At 45.0% G+C, this 20491-nt stretch carries 19 protein-coding genes; 4 read left to right on the forward strand and 15 right to left on the reverse strand.

What is annotated here, in order from left to right; genetic code table 11:
• Window positions 1-340 precede the first annotated feature (340 nt).
• From FFM80_RS04165 to FFM80_RS04175, 3 genes are all read right to left on the reverse strand, one after another.
• Window positions 341-1951, reverse strand: a complete 1611-nt coding sequence (locus FFM80_RS04165) for a CTP synthase (protein ID WP_137639647.1) — start codon at window positions 1949-1951, stop codon at window positions 341-343.
• A gap of 171 nt (window positions 1952-2122) precedes the next feature.
• Complete coding sequence (gene rpoE, locus FFM80_RS04170; RefSeq protein WP_137633733.1) at window positions 2123-2734, reverse strand: DNA-directed RNA polymerase subunit delta; 612 nt, start codon at window positions 2732-2734, stop codon at window positions 2123-2125.
• 44 nt (window positions 2735-2778) lie between these two features.
• Window positions 2779-3219, reverse strand: coding sequence for a YwiB family protein (locus FFM80_RS04175; protein WP_137639648.1), 441 nt, complete (start codon window positions 3217-3219; stop codon window positions 2779-2781).
• Between the two features lie 849 nt (window positions 3220-4068).
• Between FFM80_RS04175 and FFM80_RS04180 the strand changes: the two genes are divergently transcribed.
• Genes FFM80_RS04180 through yidA form a run of 3 tightly spaced genes read left to right on the forward strand, consistent with a single transcriptional unit; the run spans window position 4069 to window position 7066 of the window.
• Window positions 4069-4875, forward strand: coding sequence for a lipoate--protein ligase family protein (locus FFM80_RS04180; RefSeq protein WP_223877291.1), 807 nt, complete (start codon window positions 4069-4071; stop codon window positions 4873-4875).
• A 25-nt stretch (window positions 4876-4900) separates the two neighbouring features.
• Complete coding sequence (locus FFM80_RS04185) at window positions 4901-6247, forward strand: HD domain-containing protein (protein WP_137639649.1); 1347 nt, start codon at window positions 4901-4903, stop codon at window positions 6245-6247.
• 9 nt (window positions 6248-6256) lie between these two features.
• Complete coding sequence (yidA, locus tag FFM80_RS04190) at window positions 6257-7066, forward strand: sugar-phosphatase (RefSeq protein WP_137639650.1); 810 nt, start codon at window positions 6257-6259, stop codon at window positions 7064-7066.
• 80 nt (window positions 7067-7146) lie between these two features.
• Here yidA and FFM80_RS04195 read toward each other — a convergent pair whose 3' ends face one another.
• The 7 genes from FFM80_RS04195 to FFM80_RS04225 all read right to left on the reverse strand — a co-directional run bounded on the left by FFM80_RS04195 (window position 7147) and on the right by FFM80_RS04225 (window position 15010).
• Complete coding sequence (locus FFM80_RS04195) at window positions 7147-8130, reverse strand: hypothetical protein (protein ID WP_137639651.1); 984 nt, start codon at window positions 8128-8130, stop codon at window positions 7147-7149.
• Window positions 8131-8203: 73 nt separating this feature from the next.
• Entirely contained in the window at window positions 8204-9226 is a 1023-nt protein-coding gene (locus tag FFM80_RS04200) for a YdcF family protein (protein WP_137639652.1), read from the reverse strand.
• Window positions 9227-9492: 266 nt separating this feature from the next.
• A complete protein-coding gene (locus FFM80_RS04205) occupies window positions 9493-10473 on the reverse strand; it encodes a ribose-phosphate diphosphokinase (protein WP_137633739.1) in 981 nt (326 codons plus the stop codon).
• A gap of 500 nt (window positions 10474-10973) precedes the next feature.
• Window positions 10974-12356 carry a bifunctional UDP-N-acetylglucosamine diphosphorylase/glucosamine-1-phosphate N-acetyltransferase GlmU gene (gene glmU / locus FFM80_RS04210; RefSeq protein ID WP_137639653.1) on the reverse strand — a complete coding sequence of 461 codons (1383 nt, stop codon included), beginning with the start codon at window positions 12354-12356 and terminating at the stop codon, window positions 10974-10976.
• Window positions 12357-12475: 119 nt separating this feature from the next.
• Window positions 12476-13318, reverse strand: a complete 843-nt coding sequence (purR, locus tag FFM80_RS04215; RefSeq protein ID WP_137639654.1) for a pur operon repressor — start codon at window positions 13316-13318, stop codon at window positions 12476-12478.
• Between the two features lie 209 nt (window positions 13319-13527).
• Window positions 13528-14325, reverse strand: a complete 798-nt coding sequence (locus FFM80_RS04220; protein ID WP_137639655.1) for a metal ABC transporter permease — start codon at window positions 14323-14325, stop codon at window positions 13528-13530.
• Window positions 14318-15010, reverse strand: coding sequence for a metal ABC transporter ATP-binding protein (locus FFM80_RS04225; protein ID WP_137639656.1), 693 nt, complete (start codon window positions 15008-15010; stop codon window positions 14318-14320). Before FFM80_RS04225 ends, FFM80_RS04220 begins: the two co-directional genes overlap by 8 nt.
• A 411-nt stretch (window positions 15011-15421) precedes the next feature.
• Here FFM80_RS04225 and FFM80_RS14455 point away from each other — a divergent pair, with 411 nt between their 5' ends.
• Entirely contained in the window at window positions 15422-15625 is a 204-nt protein-coding gene (locus tag FFM80_RS14455) for a hypothetical protein (RefSeq protein ID WP_171001027.1), read from the forward strand.
• 68 nt (window positions 15626-15693) lie between these two features.
• Here FFM80_RS14455 and FFM80_RS04230 read toward each other — a convergent pair whose 3' ends face one another.
• From FFM80_RS04230 to rsmA, 5 genes are all read right to left on the reverse strand, one after another.
• A complete protein-coding gene (locus FFM80_RS04230; RefSeq protein ID WP_379853082.1) occupies window positions 15694-16551 on the reverse strand; it encodes a glycosyltransferase family 8 protein in 858 nt (285 codons plus the stop codon).
• Between the two features lie 10 nt (window positions 16552-16561).
• Window positions 16562-17509: an alpha/beta hydrolase gene (locus FFM80_RS04235; protein WP_137639658.1), complete on the reverse strand. Its 948-nt coding sequence runs from the start codon at window positions 17507-17509 to the stop codon at window positions 16562-16564.
• A 548-nt stretch (window positions 17510-18057) separates the two neighbouring features.
• Window positions 18058-18924: a 4-(cytidine 5'-diphospho)-2-C-methyl-D-erythritol kinase gene (gene ispE / locus FFM80_RS04240; RefSeq protein WP_137639659.1), complete on the reverse strand. Its 867-nt coding sequence runs from the start codon at window positions 18922-18924 to the stop codon at window positions 18058-18060.
• 318 nt (window positions 18925-19242) lie between these two features.
• Window positions 19243-19497: a Veg family protein gene (locus FFM80_RS04245; RefSeq protein WP_137633749.1), complete on the reverse strand. Its 255-nt coding sequence runs from the start codon at window positions 19495-19497 to the stop codon at window positions 19243-19245.
• A 106-nt stretch (window positions 19498-19603) separates the two neighbouring features.
• A complete protein-coding gene (gene rsmA, locus FFM80_RS04250) occupies window positions 19604-20491 on the reverse strand; it encodes a 16S rRNA (adenine(1518)-N(6)/adenine(1519)-N(6))-dimethyltransferase RsmA (protein ID WP_137639660.1) in 888 nt (295 codons plus the stop codon).

The following is a 20491-nucleotide window of genomic DNA, read 5'->3' on the forward strand; positions in this document are numbered from 1 at the left end:
AATAACCATAATAAAGAATGTCATCCAAAAAAACAACCAATATCAGGAAACTGTAATCTTTTATCACTAATAAAATACGAAAATTTAGTTATTTAACCGTTTTCATGATGAAAATTCTCAAATTGGTTAATTTTTGGTAACGGTGACTGGCTTTTTTAGCGCAAAAAAGCGTTAGGACTTTGGGAGCGTCCTAACGCTTTATGTTTTGAATTGGTTTTGCTGAAACGTGTTCACTCGGACTGAAGGCTCCGCTTGCTACGCCAAGTCAACTAGCCGGAAGATCACCGGCTAATTGACTTGGCTAGGCAATGCTCACCTTCACCCGTCCTCGTTCACACTCTTATTTGGTAGTTCCCGTAGCATTCGCCGCATCAATAAACGCTTTGAATAACCCTTCCGGACGATTTGGCCGGGAAAGGAATTCTGGGTGGTATTGTGACGCAACGAAGAACCGGTTCTTTGGTAATTCGATTACTTCGACTAAACGATTGTCAGGTGACGTCCCGGAGAAGACCATGCCCTTAGCAGCCATGGCTTCGCGGTACTTGTTGTTGAATTCATAACGGTGACGATGCCGTTCCATGACGACTTCTTCGTTATGGTAAGCAGCGGCCGCAACTGTCCCAGGCTTCAGCTTGCATGGGTAAGCCCCTAACCGTTGCGTACCACCCATATTTTCAACATCTTCTTGATCAGCCATCAAGTCAATCACGTTATCTGGCGTGTCAGGATCAATTTCAGTTGAGTTGGCATCCTTTAAGTTCAAGACGTTCCGGGCAAATTCAACACTAGCCATTTGCATACCTAGACAAATACCTAAGAATGGCACGTCTTTGACCCGCGCATACTTGATTGCGGTAATCTTACCTTCAATCCCACGATCGCCAAAGCCACCAGGAACTAAGATACCGTCAGCATCGCCTAATAAGTCTTCGACATTTTCAGGCGTCACGTCTTCCGCTGAAATCTTGTTTAATTCGATTTCCGCATCGTCGGTATAGCCGGCATGCTTCAAAGCTTCGGTCACCGAGATATACGCATCTTGTAACGCCACATACTTCCCAACCAAGGCAATCTTGATCTTCCGTGATAAGTGTTGCACATGGTGTTCAAGTTCTTCCCAATCGCTCATATCGGCCTTAGGCGCCTTGATGTTAAAGTGATCCAAGACAATTTGGTCCATATTTTGCTTTTGGACGTTTAATGGAATCGAGTAGATTGTCTTGACATCCAAGGATTCAATGACGGCCTCAGGTTCAACGTCACAGAAGGACGCAATCTTATTCCGCATTTCCCGGGTAATTGGCATTTCAGTCCGCACAACTAACATGTTTGGTTGAATCCCATAACTCCGCAATTCTTTAACAGAATGTTGCGTTGGTTTCGTCTTCATTTCACCAGCGGCCTTTAAGTAAGGAATCAAGGTAGTGTGAATGTAGAAGACGTTGTCAGAACCTAAGTCACTCTTCATCTGACGCAAAGCTTCGATAAATGGCAAGGATTCAATATCCCCGACCGTCCCACCGATTTCGGTAATGACGATGTCGGAATCAGTAGTGGTCCCAGCCCGCATGATTTTTTCTTTAATGGCGTCGGTAATATGTGGAATCACTTGTACCGTTGCACCTAAATAATCACCACGACGTTCCTTTTGCAGGACTTCTGAATAAATCTTACCAGTCGTTACGTTGGAGTACTTGTTCAAGTTAATGTCGATGAACCGTTCGTAATGTCCTAAGTCCAAGTCGGTTTCGGTCCCGTCATCAGTAACGAAAACTTCGCCATGTTGATAAGGACTCATCGTACCAGGATCAACGTTGATATATGGATCAAACTTCTGAATCGTGACTTTTAAGCCCCGGTTTTTAAGTAAGCGTCCAAGTGAAGCGGCGACGATACCTTTACCAATTGACGACACAACGCCACCAGTTACAAAAATATATTTGGTCATGTGATAACTCCTTAAAGATTTATTTCGTGGGGATTAGCTCTAAATAAAGAAAACTCCCTATTCAGTGAATAGGGAGCTTGATTTCGTTTGAATGTCTCCAGTATGACTACCAGAGAGCCCAAATAAGATAATACAAGTTGATTCAACTTTCGTCAAGTCAAATCAGTCAACTTACTTTTGCTCTTCGTCGTCATCATCATCGAAGTCATCATCATCGTCATCGTTTAATTCAGATAATTGGCCTTCGATGCCATCTGGTAAAGTTTCATCCGCGGCGTCGTCATCACTATCATCCACACCGGCAAGTTCGTCATACTTACTTGCACTGGAATCATCGTCATCGTCGCTTTCGGAATCGTCTTCATCTTCGTAATTGTCGTCGTCTTCGGGATCATCATCATCGTAATCAATGACATCATCATCGTCGCCGGCGTCAGCCAAGAAGGCGTTAACCTTCTTACGCTTCTTGCGTTTTGGCCGATCATCGTCTTCATCATCATCGGTATGAATCACAGCTTCATCAATGGATTCAAATGGGTACCATGCACGCAGGCCCCACATATTGTCACCGAGCGAAATGAAACTACCGTCAATATTTAGATCGGTATAAAATTGTGATAAACGCTCCCGAATTTCTTCGTCGCTTTTACCCAAATAAGATTGCACAGCGTTCGCCAAATCGGCAAACGCCATCGCGTCACCATGTTGTGACAAAATTGCATGCGCAACCTCGATTAAAGATAATTCGGACTTTTTCTGTCCATCAAATTGTTTTAGTTCCAAACTGGTGCACGTCCTTTCCGCAGTTTACAGTTCATCATACCAAATCAAGCCGTGAATTGCAATCGCAACTTGTAGTTACCAATTAGTTGTTCACCGGCATACAAGTCATAGTTGATATTGACTTCACCAGAAAATGGGCGTTCACGTAACCGGACTTGTAGTAAAGGTGTGACTGTATCGACTGGCAGGATGCCCATTGGGGTCCGGTAGCGCGCTTGCACTCGCTTACCGTTGGAAAAGTGCAGCCGTAATCGATTTTCGGCACTGCGCGTCAACACGACATCGCCATTAGCAGCTAGCTTAATGGTAACCGGTATCGGCTGCTCCTGATCTTTACTTTCTTCCTTGTAACGTAAATAAAACGCATCACCCATCTGAACGAGCTGACCATCAACGTCTAACGCATAGTTAGCTGCATCGCCATCTTGTACCGCCTGCGTCTCAAGGTGGATTGCCACTGGGACGCCAGTTGTTAAATCATCCATGAATTTTACCTCCAGAGTGTGTGACTGCCAACCCGATTGCCACACACGATTAGTTTCCTAAGTGGTTTGTATCTGTTCATATAGTGGCTTTCAACTTATCGTTCCAATCGAACTGGACTTGATACCGCAACATAGCAGCTACGTTTATGAACCCCAAAACGACTGAGTCATAATCATTCAAAATATGAGCCTTACAAACCACACGTCTTCTTATCTGACAATTCAGCCCTAAAAACACTAACTTGCCATTAAAGATAACTCCTTAACAATTATAAGCTATCTGAACGGAAATGACTAAAAATCCACCCAAGTCAGGGAATTCCTCTGCGGACTAGTAAGGTTTCGAGTATAATTAATCAGGAACGGCCCGCTTGAGTTTAAATTGCCACTCTGGTTGGTCCAGAATCGGCTGGAACGTGGTGGCCGCGTTTTCGAGCCACAGAACGGTCTCGAAAGCCGGGCTTTATCTAAGCCGGAAAATCACCGACCAAGATAAATGACACCACTGAGCCAATTCTGGCCCGCCCGGCGTTAATCAGAAATTACTGATTATTTAGTTCAACCAGTAAATTTAGCCGAGCGGTTGGTTGCTAAAATGCTCAGCCGTGTCGTTGGCCTTAGTGCGAGTGGTCTGCTCGGGCTTAGGCCAAGGTCAGTTTTGAAGACCTCATTTTTGGCTTCAAAATGGCCCATGGCGTTCCAGCGTTTTAGCAACCAACCAGCAGGCGGCAATTTTAACTAGCATCAAGCGTAGAATCAGCACTTGCTGTTAACCACACAAGTGGCTTTGAATCAATCAACAACTGACATAACACGATTCTAATAACCAACTTAACGAGGTGAACGCGTGTGGCTCAACCCACGTTAGCAACTTTAACGCAATATTATCAACCAGAAGAAAAGCTCGATAGTTTTGCCACCATGAACGCGCTGCTCTGGCTCACAGCCGAACAACAGCAGCCAATCGTGCATTACTGGCAACTGCCACAGACCGTGATTTTAGGCCTGCGCGATCAACAGCTGCCCGCCCTCTCAGCCGGACTGCACACTTTAGCACAAGCTGATTACCATGTCTTATTGCGTAACTCTGGTGGACTGGCAGTAGTCGCTGATCGCGGTGTTTTAAATGTTTCTTTATTCTTACCCGCCCACCGTAACGACTATACGATTGAAGCCGCTTATCAACTCATGACGACTTACGTTCAAGCGGCTTGGCCAACCTTACCGATTGTTGCCGGCGAAATCAAGCGTTCCTACTGCCCTGGTGATTACGACCTAAGTATTCATGGCCAAAAAATTGCTGGTATGTCGCAACGCCGGACTGAAAATGCCTTGGTCGTGATGCTCTACATCAGTATCAATGGCAATCAAGACCAACGCAGCCAATTAATTCACCATTTTTACACTGCTGGATTGGCTGGTCAACAAGATGACCGCTTTCCAGATATTGACCCGCAAGTCATGACAACCATTTCGGCAGCGCAAGGCTCAGCGCTCACCATCGATCAAGCCATCGACCGCTTCAACGCGGTCTGGCAACAAAGCTATCAACTTGATCACCATCATTTAAAAAAGCTAATCGAAGAGCCTGAGTTTCAGGCTCATTTAACCCATGCCTATCATGACATGCAACGTCGGCAAGCCCGACTACATTAATGCTTAACGAACGGAGGAACTTTACTTGTCATATCGCAATCAACTGCTTCCCATGGAAAAGGTCTTTCGCGACCCAGTCCATGATTACGTCTATATCCAACACCAGATCATTCTTGACCTGATTAACACGTCCGAATTTCAGCGGTTACGCCGCATTAAACAACTCGGTACGACTTCACTAACCTTTCACGGCGCTGAACATTCTCGGTTCGGTCACTGTCTTGGCGTTTACGAAGTCACACGCCGCATCTGCGACAACTTCCAACGCAACTATCCCACTAAGACCCCTGGCGATGGCGGTTGGGATGACCACGAACGCCTAGTGGCTTTGTGTGCCGCGCTCTTGCACGATATCGGCCACGGCCCCTATTCGCACACATTCGAGCATATCTTTCACACTGATCACGAAGCCTTGACGGTCCAAATTCTAACTTCGCCTGACACTGAAGTGAACCAAGTCTTGCGCCAAATTTCACCAGAATTTCCTAGTCAAGTGGCCGCGGTCATTCAGAAAACTTACCCTAATCCCCAAGTCGTCCAAATGATTTCTAGTCAAATCGATGCCGACCGGATGGATTATTTATTACGTGACTCTTACTTTACAGGGACTAATTATGGGAACTTTGATTTGACTCGGATTTTACGTGTCATGAAGCCGTACCAAGGTGGAATCACCTTTGCAATGGAAGGGATGCACGCCGTTGAAGACTACATCGTCAGTCGATTCCAAATGTACATGCAGGTCTACTTCCACCCCGTCTCACGGTCAATGGAAGTTATCCTGGACCACTTGTTAGAACGCGCCAATGACTTGTATCAAAGTCACGATGTCGATGCGGAAGCCACGCCACACATGCTACTACCATTCTTCAATAACAACTTTACGTTGCAAGACTACTTACGACTAGATGATGGTGTCTTGAACACTTACTTCAATCACTGGCGCGACAGTAAAGACCCCATCTTAGCCGACTTAGCCACCCGGTTCTTAGATCGACGCCCCTTGAAATCGGCGCGTATCGACGATCAGACAAATGACCTGATTCCAGAGATGCAAGCCTTGATCGAAAAGGCAGGCTTTGACAGTCATTACTATACGGATACCAATGATAGTTACGACTTGCCGTACGACGCTTATGACCCGAAGATGAAGAAGCCGCGGACTCAAATCGAACTAATGCAAGAAGATGGCTCACTCGTTGAGCTCTCAACCGTTAGTGACTTGGTCCGCGCCATTACCGGTAAAGTATCCGGTGATCGCCGCTTCTTCTTCCCAAAGGAAATGCTGAGTCAAGCTTCGGAAGTCGACTTATTCGATCCCATCTACCAAGCTTTTCAAGCCCATATTCAAAACGATCGCTTAATCATCTAGGAGGAACTTATGTCAACCGTTAAACTCATTGCCATCGACATGGATGGCACTTTATTGAACGAACACAGTGAACTCAACCCCGCCACCATCGACGCCGTCCAAGCGGCGCGTGACCAAGGCATTAAAGTCGTCATTTGTACTGGACGTCCACTAAGCGGCGTTAGCCCCTTTCTAAAACAGTTGCAGATTGATGGCGACGATGAATACGCCATTACGTTCAATGGTTCCATGGCACAGACAATTAGTGGCCGCATCATCACCAGCCACACGTTGACCCATGAAGATTACATCGACTTAGAGGCTTTAAGTCGGAAGTTAGGCATTCATTGTCACGTGGAAAGTGAAGATCACATCTACACGGCTAACCGCAATATCAGCCCCTATACTGTCGGCGAAAGTGCGCTCGTTAACATGCCAATTCGTTACCGCGCCCCCGGTGACATGCGACTTGATATGCCAGTTGTCAAAGCCATGTTCATTGATCAACCGGAATTATTAGCCGCAGCGGCCGAAAAGATTCCACAATCCTTTCATGATAAGTACGCCATTGTTAGGTCGGCCCCTTATTTCTTAGAATTCATGAATCCAAACGCCAGCAAAGGTGCCGCGTTAAAAGATTTGGCCGAACGGTTGAACTTTACCGCCGATAACGTGATGGCGATTGGGGATCAAGGGAATGACTTAAGCATGTTGAAATACGCGACCAATAGTGTGGCGATGGGTAATGCCATTCCACAAGCTAAAGCACTTGCCAAGTTTGAAACGAAAACAAACATTGAAGACGGCGTTGCGTTTGCGATTCGCAGTTGGGCGCTATAATTAAATAGAGCAAAATAAAACCACTCAAGCGACTGTAACTTAACGCTCGAGTGGTTTTATTTTTTGAGACTGGCTTAACTTTATTCAAACTCGCCAGTATTGATATTTTGTTTTAATACACTGCCATTCGCTGGATAATACCGGTAAATATCCGTCAGATTCGTCACATTTTCATCGTTGCTATCATGCATGACTTCAATCTGATAATAGTTGCTCGTTTCCTTAGTGACATTAAACTGATCGTCTTGTTCAAAAGTGACCCCGGCAGCAGCCCGAAAGTTGCTTAAGACTTGCTTAGTGGTCATGCTACGCTCACTACCGCTGGTGGCGTGATCAGCTTGACTAGTTGCCGTGCTATCATCAGTGTCACTAGTCTCATCAGCTGAACTACTGCTGGTACTGCTAGTATCCGCCGATGAATCGCTACTCGTTAGATCACTTTCAGCAACGGTCGAGCTATCACTACCCGAACTAGTCGACTGCGACGCCTCATAGTTCATGATAGCAGCCTTCATCGCCGTAGTCTTTTGCTGTAATTCTTTAATGACCGGGTGGGTTGGCGCAATCTCATCTAACTTATCGATATTCGTCTTAGCAGCGGCTAATGCATGCACACTCATATCGTCACGCGCACTATTATAGTAGCCGTTAGCTAGCTTAACTTGTTGATACTGCTTAGTTAGCGCGGCTTTCGCCTGCGTAAACGAAGCATCCGTCACTAGCTGATAATTCGCTAACGTATTGAAATAAGGCTTAGCTTGACTTAATTGATTTTTGTTAAGAGCTGTCGCGGCTTTTTGATAATGCCGTAATCCCGTTAAGAGATTTTTAGCGGCAGTATCCTTCGTATTGGCCGCTGATAAGGTGTTGATAGCGGCCTTAATCTGATGGTGCGAAATTTGTTGATCTGCCTTGGTTAAAATCTTAGCTGCGCCACTGGTAGCAGCTGATGACGTTGAGTTGTCACTAGGACTACTAGTCAACTTCGCACAGCCTGATAACGTGATCAATCCGAATAAGATGATCACCATCAGCCCCCAACGTGGTCGATGCGCTTGATCCACGGCGAATCCCTCCTTTTAACTCAATCTCCATTATACCATGGCAAACTGAGAACCAAAGTCTTTTAAAGATTCCTTAAATTATCTTAACTAACCACGCCACATACCATAAGCTTAAGATGATTACGGCGCTGAGATTGGACCAGCGATACATCACAATCAGTGCTAAGTACTCACGAAACATCGCAAACGGCAAATAGTACCATGGCGTGGTCGCACCCATGCCATAAACATTCAATCGTAAACGCCGAGCTAAGATATTGGCCCGTAAGACATGATAATCACTGGTCACCATCACGGCGCGATAAAACGGCTGCTGCCGAACGATTAACGCGTGTGAAAAGCGTAAATTTTCAGCGGTCGACGTTGACCGATTTTCCTCTTTAATCACATCTAACGGAATACCTAACGCTACTAAATAGTGACGCATCGCGGTACTTTCCGGCATAACTTCATCACTGCCTTGACCACCGGAAACGACAATTCGGATCGCATGATGATCCTTTTCACGTTGCGCCCGGTAAATCTTCGCCGCCGTCTTTAAACGGTAACTCAATGTTCGGGTTGGCCGGCCATCCGGCATCAAGCCCGCCCCCAAGACAATGATATCATCGATTGGCCCAATCCGACCTAACCGCGTTGTGCCACAAGCCACTAGGTAGGCCAGAAAACTGAACGTAAAATAGCCGGTTAAAATAAACGCCAATCCCAGTGCTTTCCATAGCCACTGCCAATGCCAGGTTAGACCGTTGATAACTGCTGACACAAGCATCAACACTAATAAAAGGCCCACAATCGCCAATAACGTATAGTGTAAATGCCACCCTTCTTTGTGCAGCAGACGATAACTATAACGCACAAAACTAATCGCAACAACTAAAATGACAATTGGCAAAATAATGTAGCCTGCCAGCTTCAAACCGACAATCAAGAATTGCCAAAACGGGCTAGCCTGGTCGCTAACAGAACGGTAGCCGGCAAGTGCTAAACCCACCAGTGCAATCAAAGTCAAGTGTCCAGTCAACCAACGACGCCGATCCGTCAGTTGCAACGTCACCGCACTCACTAACGCCAGACTACCCCAATAAAACCAATCCAAGTTAACCACCTTCTTTTTGTTTCATCAGCCTTAATTATAGCTAATTTCACTGGTCGATACCAATCGCAAGTTTAATTGCTAGCCATAAATTTGTGCTCAGTGCTTGTGGACTTAATTTGCCACTCTGGTTATCCCAGCATCGGCCGGAACATGTTGGCCGCGTTTTAAAGACCAATCTTGCGCCGTCATGAATTTATAGCGTCAAACTAATGCGGCAAAAAAAAGACACGCTCAGCTTTCGCCGAACGTGTCTTAAATCATTAGTCTTAGTTTTCTTCGTTGTGGAAACGGTTCTTGAATAATGGACTAACGGGTTTATTTTCATGGATAAACTTAATGGCTTGACCCATTAATTGACCAACTGAAACTTGTTCGATCTTGTCGATTTGCTTTTCAGCTGGCAAAGCGATTGAATCGGTCACAATTAACTTCTTAATTGGTGACTTTTCAATCCGTTCGATAGCTGGACCTGAAAGTACGGGATGAGTACAGCTAGCATAGACATCCGTGGCACCAGCATCCATCAAGGCTTGGGCACCCAATGTAATCGTCCCAGCGGTATCAATCATATCATCAATCATAATGGCACGTTTGCCCTTCACATCACCGATAATATTCATGACTTCGGCCACATTAGCACGTGGACGACGCTTGTCAATAATGGCAATTGGGGCTTTCAAGAATTCAGCCAATTTACGAGCCCGTGTAACCCCACCATGATCAGGTGAGACCACAACGGCATTTTCATCTAAATGATGAGTAAGGAAGTAGTCAGCTAACAGTGGCGCACCCATTAAGTGATCCAAAGGAATATCAAAGAAACCTTGGATTTGGGCAGCATGTAAGTCTAATGCTAAAATCCGAGTTGCCCCGGCAGTTTCCAACATGTTGGCAACTAACTTAGCAGTAATTGGTTCCCGTGAACGGGCTTTCCGATCTTGACGGGCGTACCCATAATAAGGGATGACCACGTTGATTGTCTTGGCACTGGCCCGCCGTAACGCATCAATCATAATCAATAATTCCATCAGGTTGTCATTAACGGGAGCGGAAGTTGATTGGATGATGTACACTTGGTCACCACGAATACTTTCCTCAATGTTAATGCGAATTTCGCCGTCACTAAAGCGATCAACTGATGTCTTACCCAATTTAACACCAACGGCTTCAGCAATTTTTTCTGCCAATGGTTTATTTGAATTCAAAGCAAAAATCTTTAACTTTGGATCAAAATACTGTTCTGACATAATTTCCTCCATTCGAAAATTTATTCTTACTAAATAATATGCATTTTGGCGTTGAAAATCAAGCCCCCTTAGCGGTTATAAATTGCGTCAGACTGGGCTGGAGGCGAATACTTCGGGTTTTCAGCGGGTTTGACTTTTTAATATTAAAGTTTCGTGAGGCCAATTTGATAACTAATGCCTATTAGCCCGGGCTTAGTCCAGGCCTTAATGGTAACGGTACCACCAAGTTAGATCGGTTTAAAGCCTAACAACCAACTTATTAATGGCCAGTCAATTTTAAAAGCCGAACATTTTTCTTAATCTAGTAAGCTACAAAGTTTCCACTCCGATTGGTTTCCAAACTGCTGATTGCGATGACTTAACGTTAGGTTGTAAATGGCTAATAATTAACACTAAGCCAACTAACACTAGGCGCAAGTTCGCTCTTGGTAGGTGGCGGCGACAAAAAAAGCACCACTAAGTTCACAAGCAACGTGAATTCAGTGGTGCTCAATAACTAATTACATATTTTCAGGTTCATGTGGTAATTTCTTCCAGTAGTCCGGCTTATTTGTCTGCCGAGCCCGAGCAATGGCCATATCGTGGACCTTCACATCATCGGTGATGGTCGACCCAGCTGCGATAAAGGAATGATCCGCCACATCAACTGGGGCGACAATGTTAGAATTACTTCCAACAAAAGCAGAGTCACCAACATTCGTATGATGCTTATTGACACCATCGTAGTTGACAAAGACCACCCCACAACCAACGTTGATGTCCTTACCTAACGTGGCATTTCCCACGTAAGTTAAATGACCAACCTTCGTCCGATCGCCAATCTTCGCCTTCTTGATTTCGACGAAGTTGCCCAAGTGGACATGTTCGCCAATCTCAGCTTCTGGCCGTAGATGACTGTATGGGCCGATATTGCTATCAGCGTGCATAATTGAATCTTCCAAGAATGATGACGTCACCGTGACACGATCTTCAATCGTCATATTATGGATTTCAGAATGAGCCCCGATAAAGCAATCTTCACCAATCGTCGTATTGCCTTTAATCAAAACCCCAGGTTCGATAATCGTATCGGCACCAATCTTAATGCCGGCATCGATATACGTATCATCAGGGTTGATGATGGACACACCGTTTTCCATATGGTGTTCATTAATCCGCTTTTGCATCACTTTAGTCGCCTGTGCTAAAGCTGCCCGCGTGTTAACCCCCATGGATTCATCGAAGTCTGACATTTGATAAGCCGCCACGATGTCACCTTGTTCCTTCATGATTTCAATCACGTCGGTCAAGTAATATTCACCCTGAGCATTATCGTTAGTGACTTGATGTAACGCCGCAAACAACGCTTGGTTATCAAAACAATAAACCCCAGTATTAATTTCGTGGATTTCTTGTTCTTCTTTAGTCGCGTCCTTTTGTTCAACAATCTTTTCAACGATTCCTAAACGATTCCGCACAATTCGGCCGTAGCCTTGTGGGTCTGGCGCATTAGACGTCAAAATCGTACCAGCCGCCTTTTTAGCTTGATGATATTCGAATAATTCTTCTAGCGTTTCCGCACGGAACAAGGGGGTATCACCACTAATGATTAAGGTCATCCCGTCCTTATCCTTCAATAAGGGTTCAGCTTGCAAAACGGCATGGCCGGTCCCTAATTGTTCAGTTTGTTCCGCATATTTGGTCCGGTCGCCCAACGCTTGTTCAACGTCTTCGGCACCGTGGCCCACAATCGTCACGATGTTATCCATCGAAACGGCTTCAACTTGGGTCAACACATGGTCGACCATCGATTTGCCGCATACTTGATGCAACACTTTGACTAACTTGGATTTCATCCGCGTCCCTTTACCAGCGGCGAGGATAATTGCATTTTTGGTTGTCATAACAAATAAAGCTCCTTAGTCTTCAGATAACTCAATGATACCAAAGATTGGTCTAATTGTCGCCGGTCTTTAGCAGCATTGGCTTGACATGTGTCCAAAGACAATCTTAAACCCACAACTTACTTTTGGTCTTCCGCCCCGAAGACCTTTTCTAAGTAGTTACCGGGAATCACTTTAATGGCTTTTTCGTTATCATTAACGTTGGTGACCCGCAATAATGACGTGTAATCATCGATCAATCGATTACCCTTAAAGGCCGCTTCTGCGAAAACGGTGATGCCGATTAAGTTCGCATCGAATTCTTCAATTAACGTCTTCATCCCATTAATCGTCCCGCCGCCCTTCATGAAGTCATCGACAATCAAGACATTGGCGCCTTCTTGTAAGCTACGTTTGGATAATTCCATCTTCTTAATCCGTTCAGAAGACCCGGATACATAGTTCACACTGACAGTGGAACCTTCCGTAATCTTAGAATCGTTACGTACGATCACAAATGGCACATTTAAGTAGGTTGCCACGCTTTGCGCAATCGGAATCCCTTTAGTCGCCACCGTCATAACGGCATCGATCTTTTGGTTCAAGTATTGTGTCGCAATCACCCGACCGACTTGGCGTAGGATTTCTGGTTGGCCCAAAATATCTGATAAATAAACGTAGCCACCTGGCAATACCCGGCTTTTGTCGGCTACTAAATCAGTCATCTTGTCAATGAAGGCTTGTGCTTCTTCTTTTAAAATATACGGAATAAATCGTGCCCCGCCAGCTGCGCCCGGAATAGTTTCTAAGATCCCCGTTCCACGCATCTGGAAGGTCCGCTTGAGAATCGTCAAATCTTCACTAATGGAAGATTTCGCGGATTCGTAGCGTTCCGCAAAGAACGTCAATGAAACTAATGTATGGGGCCGTTCTAATAAATAGCGCGTCATATCAATTAAACGTTCGCTTCTACGTACTTTCATGTTTCCACCTCAACCTAAATCATCTTTTTTAAAGTCTATGCAAAATGATAACACAAACGTTCGGGAATTAGCTAGGCTTTCATTATTTTTTTCCAAAACAATCGGAATTTCTTAATAATTTTGCTTTAAAAAAGACTTTCATGGAATATTCACCCGGAATTTATGAACAATCATAAAAAAAGAGCCAGTCAATTGACTAGCTCGACGCCTTAACTACCCACGTGTAACCGTTGATACCCTAAGGCTGTAAAGTAAAAGACACATTCAATTGCCGCAATAAAGAAACTGACTGGTAAATTAGTCACATAGCCCAAATACAGGCCCAGCCAGACCCCCACAATCGCAAATAAAATGGACAAGCCAATCATTTTGCTGACGGTATGGACAAAGTAACGCGCCGCCGCGGCTGGCAACGTTAATAGAATGAAAATTAACAATGACCCGACGATTTGCGCAGCCACACTGACACTCATTGCGACTAGCACCAAGAAAACCACTGAAATTGCCGTCGTCCATAAGCCACTCACCCGCGCACCAATCGCATCGAATGAATCAAACTTTAACGGCCGATACAACCCTAACATCACGAGTAAGACGATTCCTGATAAGATGGCCACCCGTAACACATCACCAGCCGCAATCCCAATCACACTCCCAAATAAAATACTGGTCGCATAACTCGACGTTTGATTTGATAAGGACAAGAATAAAATTCCTAACCCAATAAATAATGCTGAAATTGCGGAGATTGAAGCTTCACGGCGAGACTGCTTGACACTCATCTGCCCGACAATCACTGAACTGATCACCGTAAAGATCAACATCCCGGATAAGGCCGTCCAGCCCATAAAGATCCCGAAAGCCGCCCCCGCAAAGCCAATCTCTGACAAGGTATGAGTCAAGAAAGATAAGTTCCGGGCAATGACGAAGACGCCAATCGTGCCACAAATAACGGCAATAAAAGTCCCGGCTAAATACGCATTGCGCATAAACGCTAAACTAAACATCGGAGACCTCCTTCAATTGCTCAACTGACATTCCCGCCATCGCCCCAAATTCCTGCTGGCCTGGCCGTAACGCCAAGTAATGCTTGGCGTACTGCTTGGCTAACGGCAAATCATGGGTAATAAATAACACGGTGATGTGACTAGTCTGATTGAGATTCTGAACAAGGTCTAATAACTCATACTTCATTTCATTATCTAAGCTGGCCGTGGATTCATCCAAGATCAACAATTGGGGCGCTTGGACAATTGCCTGAGCCAGATAAGCCCGTTGCTTTTCCCCGCCGGATGCCATTCCCAACGGTCGCTGTTTGATTTTCTTAACATTGGTTACGCGTAGTGCCGTATCGACTTGGCGGTGTTCAGCTTTCGAAAGCCACGGTCGCCAACCACGCATGTTTAAGCTGACAAAATCTTCAATAGTTAACGGATATTCTTGGTCTAAATTCCGAAATTGTGGTACGTAGCCGACTTTAATGGCTTTCTTATTCGGGAAATACTTGATTTGCCCACTAGTGGGTTTAAGCATTCCCAGCAAGGCACGAATCAAGGTCGTCTTGCCGACCCCATTCTCACCAATGACCGTGACAAAGTCACCACGCTGAATATCAAAACTCAAATCTTTAAAAACTTGGTTATTGGGAAACGCAATCCCCAAATGCTGAACAGCAATTAAGGGTGCCGTCATATTTTTGCCCCCATCTCTCTTATTAAGGTAAATAGTAATGATTACTATTTTAGTTTACCTGATTCGGCTTATTTGTCAATAGGTGACCATAAAAACGACCAGTTCGTGATGAACTGATCGTTTTTGGTTGGATCTAACTTGTCACTGGTTAACCATAATTATAGTTATATAAGCTATCGCGTCATTTTCATGAATTAATGTGAGCTTAGCAGGGTTTAGTTTGATAATTGAAAAATTAAAACGTTGCTTTTCATAACTTTTTTAATTTCAAAACCTATCATTTACTGAGAGTTACCCTAAAAATCTAAGGCCTCTCACATTGCATTCTTGCCCTAGCCACCGTATAGTCAACCTATCATCAATTAGCAATCAATCTCACCGCTAAACAACTAGTAAAAACGAGGCCTGCACTTGAAATTTTTAAAACAACTTAAAGCAATTCGCTGTCAATCTATCATTCTGGACCTAACCCTTATTAGTAGTATCGGCCTGATGATCACGCTGATTGGCAAAAGCACCTACACAGCGCCACGTCATTATTTCCTGTTGGCTGTCATTTCAACAGCCATCTTCTTCAGCTGGTGGCTCTATCTAGTTATTCATTCAAGAAACTAAAATAGCAGTGCGACGAGTTAAACCAACCACAAATGGCCACTTAACTCGTCGCACTGCTATTTTAATAACTACTCAACAACCGGTTCCAAACTCGCTAATAGACGTTGTAACTGTTGCTGATAATTCAAAAACAAGCCCGTAAACTTGCCATCACTGCTAGCATCCCAAGGCTTCGGCGTTCCACAATAATGTAGAATCACGGTATTCGCCATCACCCAATGGATATCATGCTGCGTTAAATTACGTGTCTGATAGATTAAATATTTGCGGGTATCATAGTTCCAGATTTCTTCAGGAATTTCTAAAATATCGGTGCCATACAAGAAGTTCAAAATATCTTGATCTGGCAAAATCAAATCACTTTCATGCGTTTCAATCGCGTCCGTAATGTCACTGAGCCTAATCTTAGCCCGGGCTTGATCCAAATCAATCACCAAGACACCCGAGTTAAAGTAACTAGTCGTCGTGCCTAACCGTAGCTGATTCACACTATCGACTAGCTTAGTCACCCCACGATGCGCCGCAGCGGCCAGCATATGACCAGCTAAATCCAGCTCCCACAATGGTCGTAACGGATTGATCACCAATAAATCCGGATCTAAATAAATCACGCGTTTCACTTCATGCGGGAGAATTTCACCACTTAATAAGCGGAAATACATTTCTTTAGGATACCGCTTAATCAATGGTACGCCCGCCGTGAAGTCTGCATCAACTGGTTCATCACTGAACTGCCAGCCAAAACTCGCTGTCAGTTGCGCCACCGCAGCCACTTCTGCTGGCGTCAAACTCGCATGCAACAGCCACAGATGAACTCGTTCGCCCGGATTATTGGCATGCACCGAGTACAGCATCACTTTAAGCGGCGCCAAGTACCCCGCATTCAACGTTACTAATAAGTTAATCTCATCAGTCAAAATCGCCACCGACTTTCATTTAATCAGTCAAACCGACTTGCTCGGTCAGAAATTCACTCAATACCGCTTGGTAGCGGTCAGGATGAGTCCGCACCGCCTCAACATGACCGGCTTCCGGATCAATATATAAGCTCTTCGTTTGTGTTAATTGATTGTATAAATGATGGGCATTACGCACCGGCACCGTCTGATCATGACTACCATGAATCATTAAGATTGGTAGGCCGCCCTTTTGAACTTGCTGTAAGATTTCGCCGTCACTGAACGCATAGCCCGCACTACTTCGCGCTAAATGGTTCGCCATTGGCATAATTAGACTTGCCGGTAAGTGAAATTTATGACTAATCCGAAACTTAGCCTCGTCATAAAGATCAGCGTAACCACTATCTTCCACAATCGCCTTCACATTATCCGGCATCGGTTCCCCGCTAGTCGCCATGACCGTCGCGGCGCCCATTGAAATGCCCATTAAGGCGATTTCAGTATCTGATCCCAGCTGTTCTAATGCCATCGCAATCCAACGCTGATAATCCAGCCGATCTAACCAGCCGTAGCCAATCGTATGACCCTCACTATCGCCAAATGCCCGGGCATCCGGTAATAAGACCTCATATCCTAAGCTCATAAAAATCCGAGCATAGGGCACCATTTGTTCGCGCGAATGACCTAAGCCATGTGCTAGAATGGCTAAGCGGCCATTTGCCTTAGGATTCGGTAAGTAGGTGGCGACTAAGTTCAAACCGTCAAATGACTGGACCAACCATTGTTGCTTAGGCTGTTTGTCATACCAGAAATTTTCAATCTCCGTATTTTCTGAGCGGGACCGTGCTTGTCCTTGTTGCTTTTGATCATCACTGACATGCATCGCCACATTATAGGCGACCGCTCCGCCAAGCAACGAACCCGTGTAGGTGGCCGCTCCTACAACTCCGGCCAATTTCAAACTCAATTTAGTTGTTGCTTTCATCGTCACCCACCTCATTTCTTACCTTTAATTTAACCATAATTGACCCAATTTGTGCATGATTCACGACTATCTTTCAGGATTTTTAACTTGGTAATAGCCTTTTACTCAATGCGCTTGATGCTAGTTGGATTAAATAGCCACTCTGGTTGGACCAGAATCGGCTGGAACGTGGTGGCCGCGTTTTTGAGCCACAAGACGGTCTCAAAAGCCGGGCTTTATCTAAGTCGAAAACCACGACTAAGATAAACGACACCACTGAGCCAATTCTGGTCTGCCCGGGTTAATTGTTAATCACCGGATGGCCATCATTTAACCCACAAATTTAGCCGAGAGGTTGGGTTCTAAAATATTCAGCCGTGTCGTTAGCCTTAGTGCGAGTGTCGTTCTCGGACTTAGACCAAGGTCAGTTTTGAAAACCGGGCTTCAAAATGGCCCATGGCGTTCCAGTATTTTAGGACCCAACCGGCAGGCAGCAAGTTCAACTAGCACCAACCATTTAATCAATATAAAAAGCACCACCAACTAAACCTAGTCGGTGATGCCCATGATTAACGATCCGCCAAATTAACAGGGCGGACTAAATAAACTTCTTTACAAAATCCTTTCAGCGAATTGTAGACCCGCTGAGCGCGCGATTGCTTACGACACACGCCAAAGACAGTTGGTCCCGTACCGCTCATCTGCGCAGCATCGGCGCCAAATGTTAATAATTGCTGTTTAATTTGCATAATTTCTGGATAACGCTTCGCCGTAATCGGCTCGAGCACGTTACCCATATTCTCAAAGACACGCGCCAGTTCACCAGTCTGAATTCCAGCCAGCAATCCCTCAATATTCGGATGGGTCTCCAATTGATCATAATCAACTTGTCGTAAAATATTGGGGGTCGACACGCTAATCTTGGGTTTCGCCAGTACAATCCACATGGGCGGCAACTTGGGGAGCGGGGTAACAATCTCGCCCTTGCCCGTCACATGCGCCGTTTGGCTATACACACAATACGGCACATCGGAATCAATCTGTAATCCTAACTTAGCTAAAGTCGCCAAATCCAAATTCAATTCCCACAACCGATTTAACCCCCGCAAGACGGCGGCAGCATCTGAAGACCCGCCACCCAATCCAGCGGCAACGGGGATCGTCTTTTGGATCTTAATCTTCACGCCACTGTGAATCTGGTAACGCCGCTTCAACAAGCTAACCGCTTGAAAAGCTAAGTTGCGCCGATCATTGGGTAAAAAGCCGCTATCGGTCGCCACCTCGATCCGGTTGGCTTTAATCGTCTCAATCTGAACATAATCAGCCAAGTCCACCGAGGTCATCACCATGTTCCATTCTTTGTCGCCATTGTGATGCTCAAACAATGTATCTAGGCCTAAATTGATTTTAGCTGGCGCTTTTTCCACAATCTGCACGCGTCTCACCCTCTTCATCGGTTAATTAGTTGACTTGCCGAAATGACTTGGTCTGAATAATAATCATGCAATGAACACACCCTTAACGACCGCTTGACGTCTGACGAGTTACTTTTTTATCGACAGACCAAACTTAGTCGTTAACTGATCATTGCTCACTTAATCAACACCAAGTGGGCCACCCCGTTCCGGCCATTACTGGTCCAACCTAAGTGACAACCAACCATAAGTCTTATTTCTTATAATTATACTAATTTAAGGGCAAAATAAAAAGACCTTGCTTGGGGGTCTTAATATTGGTGATTCGCACAATGCGAATTAGGCTTCTTCAGTTGTTTCATCTTCGAAGGCGATTTGAACGTTCTTCGTTAACACATCCGTGTAACTATAGGAGACCCGTTCAAATGAGTTTTCTTGTTGGTCTAAATCAACGACAAACACAGAACGGTACGTTTCTTTTAAGATACCATGACGTTCAGTGGTCTTCTTCCGCCCGGCTTGGGCCACGACTTTCATCCGTTGGCCGATCCGAGAGTCGAGCTTATCTTTAATAGCAGCTAGTGAAATTGGCATTCAGAAACCTCCTCGTATGTGAAATAACTATACTAGCTTTTCATGAAAAAGTCAATATTATATCACAAGGTTTTCTGATGTGCAACTGTTTTGTCATAATAAAATGCTAAAGTAAATCAGCCGCGTGTAAGGCATCCGTCAGGGTGATAAATTCATCAACCGTCAAGCGTTCGGCCCGGATTTTGGGATCAATACCAGCCGCATCTAACGCCGTCTGAATGGCGGTTTTCACCTCTGGCTGCTTGGCAAATAAACTTTGCATATTATTCCATAAGTTCTTCCGCCGATGAGCAAACCCGGCCTTAACAACCTTGAAAAATTCTGCTTCATCGAACGGCACATGGGTCCGTTCCGGTAAGGCCGTTAACTTAACAATCGCCGAATCCACATTAGGTGATGGCACAAAGACCGTTCGTGGCACAATCATGGCAAGTTCGGCCGCCATTCGATACTGTACCGCAATCGTCAAGGCGCCATACGCTTTGGTCCCTGGTTCCGCTGCTAATCGATCCGCGACTTCCTTTTGCATCATGACTACAATATTATCAAAGGTCACACGACCTGCTAAGACACTCATCAAAATGGGCGTTGTAATGTAATAAGGCAAGTTAGCCACTAATTTTAATGGCCGATCCGCATCCAAATGTTCAGCAATCATGGCCGGTAACTCAACTTTTAAGATATCTTGATTGATGATTTCAACATTATCATAATCGGCTAAGGTTTCATCCAAGATTGGCAATAACCGATCATCAATTTCAAAGGCTAAAACTTGATGGGCCGCGCGGGCTAAATATTCCGTCAAGGCCCCAATCCCAGGACCAATTTCAATCACATTATCTTCTGGACCAATGTCCGCCGTGGCAACAATATTATGCAAGACATTTTGATCAGTCAGAAAGTTCTGACCTAGGCTCTTTTTAACCCGTAATCCATAGGCATTCATGATGGCCTGAGTGCGGGCGGGGTTTGCAATATCGATTTCTTTACTCAT

The organism is Lactiplantibacillus dongliensis (genome assembly GCF_005405105.1).
GTDB lineage: Bacteria > Bacillota > Bacilli > Lactobacillales > Lactobacillaceae > Lactiplantibacillus > Lactiplantibacillus dongliensis.